Below are 3659 nucleotides of genomic sequence, written 5' to 3'. Positions count from 1 at the left end.
TTCCAGGACACCTCCCTAGTCTATGTCGTGGCGCTGCACGACTTCCTGACGACGGCGAGCATCGTCGCCTCGCGCGATGGGCGGCCCACGGAAATGTATACGCTGGTCGCCGTCGTCTATCTGGTCATTTGTCTGACGTCGACGAAGGCGCTCGACTTCTATCGGAAAGGCCGCGCGTAATGATCTTCGTCGAGGATGTGCATAAATCCTACGGCAAGCTGCTTATCTTGCGTGGCTGCTCAGCGACGGTCCGTCAGGGCGAGGTCGTAGTGATCTGCGGCCCTTCGGGCTCCGGCAAGAGCACGCTGATCAAATGCGTCAACGGGCTCGTCCCGTTCGAGAGCGGCACAATTACCATCAACGGCGTCTCGGTCTCTGACCCGAAGACTGACCTCCCGGCGCTGCGCTCGCGCATTGGCATGGTGTTCCAGAGCTTCGAGCTCTATCCGCACATGACCGCGCTGGAGAATGTCAGCCTGGCGCAGATCCATGTGCTGAAACGCTCCCGCTCGGAGGCCAATGCACGCTCGGAGAAGATCCTGGCGCGGGTTGGGCTCGGCAACAAGTTGGCGAGCCGCCCGAGCCAGCTCTCCGGTGGGCAGCAGCAACGTGTCGGCATCGCGCGGGCGCTGGCCATGGATCCGGCGGCGATGCTGTTCGACGAGCCGACCTCAGCGCTCGATCCCGAAATGATCAACGAGGTGTTGGAGGTGATGCAGGAGCTCGCGCTCGAAGGCATGACCATGATGGTCGTGACGCATGAGATGGGCTTCGCGCAGCGCGTGGCTAACCGGGTGCTGTTCATGGACGGCGGCGAAATTCTCGAGGACACGCCCAAGGCGCAGTTCTTCACCGCCCCGGCGACGGAGCGCGCCAAGCAGTTCCTGACCAAGGTCCTGACGCATTAGCCGGCCATCATGACAGAGCTGAGCACCCCCCAGATCGGACCGATCCTTCAGCGCCAGCGCAAGGCACGGGATTTGACGCTGCAGCAGCTTGCAGCCTTGTCGGGCGTCTCGAAATCGATGTTGTCGCAAATCGAGCGAGGCGAAGCCAACCCCACCTTCGCGGTGCTCTGGAGCCTGACGCGAGGGTTGCAGATCGATTTTTCCGTGCTTCTGCAAGCGAGCGAGCCGGGTGCCGGCACAAGCGCCATCGAAATCATCGCGCCGGCGCATACGCCGGAAATCCGCAGCGCCGATGGCTCCTGCCAATTGCGGATTCTCAGCCCACCGAGCCTTGCCGGCACGGTTGAATGGTACGATGTCGAGATCGCCGGCCATGGCCGGCTCGATAGCGCCGCGCACGCGGCCGGTGCGGTCGAGCATTTCACCGTGCTGTCGGGCCAGCTCGTCATCGCCAGCGGTCAGTCGTGCTATCCAGTCAAGACCGGAGAGACGGCACGCTATCCCGTCGATGTGCCGCATTCGATCAGCAACGAGCGCGACGAGCCGGCCCGGGGCCTGATGGTTCTGCTCTACCGGAAGACGCCACAAGGGAAGGCCGGCTCTTGAATTTCTTCCGCTATAATGGATCGCCTTGTTCTCTGGTCGCGTTCGACCGGGGGCCGTCTTCTTCAGCTTCAACAGAGGCCCTCCTATGCGTGTGAGCATTCTCGGTGCCGGTGCCGCCGCCTACGGCGCCGCCGCCCAGCTTTTGATCGGCGGACATGATCCCCTGCTATGGTCGCCATCCGGCCAAAGCACGGTCGAGCTGGCGGCGGGAGCGCCATTGCGGGCGATCGGCGCAATCGAGACGAGCTGCCGCCCGCGCATCGCACAGAGCGCGAAGGAGGCCGTGACCGGCTCCGACGTTGTGATGCTCGCCATGCCGGGCAACGCTCATAAGCTGGCGCTGGAGGCGACGGCCGAGCATCTGCGCGCGGATCAGCCGGTCATCATCAGCTCGCATGCCTCCTTCGGCGCGCTCTATCTGTCACGGCTCCTGGCCGAGCGCGGCGTCAAGGCGCCGATCATCGCCTGGGGCACCACCCTGACAACGGGACRCAGAACCTCGCCGACCGAGGTCACGGTCAATTCGCTGCGCTCCAAGATTGATATCGCCACCGTGCCAGAAGCGGAACTCGAAGCCGGGCACGCGCTCTGCACCGCTCTCTTCGGCGGTCGCTTCGTCAAGCGGGATGGGCTCCTGGCGATCGCACTCAGCAATCTCAATCCGCAAAACCATCTCGCGATTGCGTTGTTCAACCTCACCCGGATGGAGCATGGGGAGCGCTGGGGACAGGCCGAAAACGTCACGCCGGCGGTCGGGCGCGTGATGGAAATGCTCGACGCCGAACGCCTGGCGATCGCGAAAGCCTTCGACGTGTCGGTGCGGACGATCAAGGAGCACTATGCCTTCTCATATCAGCTCCCGGTCGCGAGCATCGCGGAAATGAACGCGGAGCTRCATCGGCGCGGCAATGGCGGTTTCGGGCCGACGACCTTGAATAGCCGCTATGTCCTCGAAGATGCGCCTTTTGGTCTGCTGCCGACGATCTTGCTAGGACGCCTCGCCGGGCAGCCCGCGAGACTGCACGAGGCCGGCCTGACCATGCTGTCGGCCGCCTATGGCCGAGATTTTGTCAAGGACAACGACCTGCTGCCCGCGCTTGGCTTTGAAAAGATGAGTAGCGGGCAGCTGCGGGAGCGGGCCCGCGCTGGATTTTAGACTCCCCGCACCGGCCGGTGCATTGGGAATGATTGCTTCAAACGGGAGAGAAACATGAAACGGAATTTTGCTGCGGCGATTGGCGGCCTCTTCGCATTCGGTCTGGCTGCCAGCGCCCAGGCGCAAGAGGTAGATTCGATCGTCAAGAAGCTGCGCGAAACCAACACCATCACCATGGGAATCCGGGAAGCGCTCTACCCCTATGGCTTCCTCGACAATGACAAGAAGCCGTCTGGCTATTCGGTCGAGTTCTGTCAGCGCATCATCGAGGACATCAAGGCGGAGCTGAAGTTGCCCGACCTCAAGGTCAAATACGTGCCGGTCAGCATTCAGAACCGCCAGGCGCTCGTCGCCAACGGTACCGTCGATCTGGAATGCGGCGGCACGGTCAACACTTTCGGTCGCAACAAGCAAGTCGACTTCTCATCGGTCTCCTATGTCTCGTCGAGCCAGCTGCTCGTCCTGAAGAGCTCCGGCATCGCCAAATACGAGGATCTGAACGGCAAGATCGTCGCCGTCGCGACCGGCGGCAGCAGCGAGCCGGACCTGAAGAAGCTCGTCGCGGAAAAGAACCTGAACATTCGCATCCAGAATGTCGATGACCATGCGGCCGCGCTGATCTCCGTCGAGACGCGGCGTGCGGATGCCTATTTCAGCGACAACGGCGCCTTCTACAGCCTGATCCGGCAATCGAAGAACCCAGAGGCCCTGACAATCGTCGGCACCGAATATGGCTATGCGCCACAGGGCTTCATGGTGCCGAGACTGAACCCCACTGTGCTCTGGATCGTCAATCACGCCATGGCGAAGATGTTCAAATCGGGCGAAGYCGAGGCCCTCTTCAACAAATGGTTCGGCCCCTTCGGCGCCCAGGTCTCACCCAAACTCAGAGCCGCTTGGGCGACCCAGTCCTACGCCGAATAAGTTACCGAAAAAGGTTCCGTTCAGCCTTCCTGGCTGAACGGAACGAGCCCAGCGCGCTTCTGGAA

4 protein-coding genes and 1 pseudogene are annotated in these 3659 nt (G+C 62.3%); all 5 read left to right on the top strand.

The window, feature by feature from the left end:
• A pseudogene (locus AC1DVA_RS26830) lies at nt 1-180 on the top strand (hypothetical protein); the annotation flags it as partial.
• Complete coding sequence (locus tag AC1DVA_RS26825) at nt 180-908, top strand: amino acid ABC transporter ATP-binding protein (RefSeq protein ID WP_265055455.1); 729 nt, start codon at nt 180-182, stop codon at nt 906-908. The pseudogene AC1DVA_RS26830 and the gene AC1DVA_RS26825, both read left to right, overlap by 1 nt.
• Nucleotides 909-917: 9 nt before the next feature.
• Nucleotides 918-1514: a helix-turn-helix domain-containing protein gene (locus tag AC1DVA_RS26820; RefSeq protein ID WP_265055454.1), complete on the top strand. Its 597-nt coding sequence runs from the start codon at nt 918-920 to the stop codon at nt 1512-1514.
• A gap of 85 nt (nt 1515-1599) precedes the next feature.
• On the top strand, nt 1600-2670 hold the full coding sequence (locus tag AC1DVA_RS26815) for an NAD/NADP octopine/nopaline dehydrogenase family protein (protein WP_476807912.1): 1071 nt from the start codon (nt 1600-1602) through the stop codon (nt 2668-2670).
• Nucleotides 2671-2724: 54 nt separating this feature from the next.
• Nucleotides 2725-3594: an amino acid ABC transporter substrate-binding protein gene (locus AC1DVA_RS26810; protein WP_476807911.1), complete on the top strand. Its 870-nt coding sequence runs from the start codon at nt 2725-2727 to the stop codon at nt 3592-3594.
• The last annotated feature ends 65 nt before the right edge of the window (nt 3595-3659 follow it).

This window comes from Allobosea sp. P4_C6 (assembly GCF_056402015.1).
Note: the sequence above shows the minus strand (reverse complement) of the source record. Positions and strands in the feature narration are given on the sequence as shown.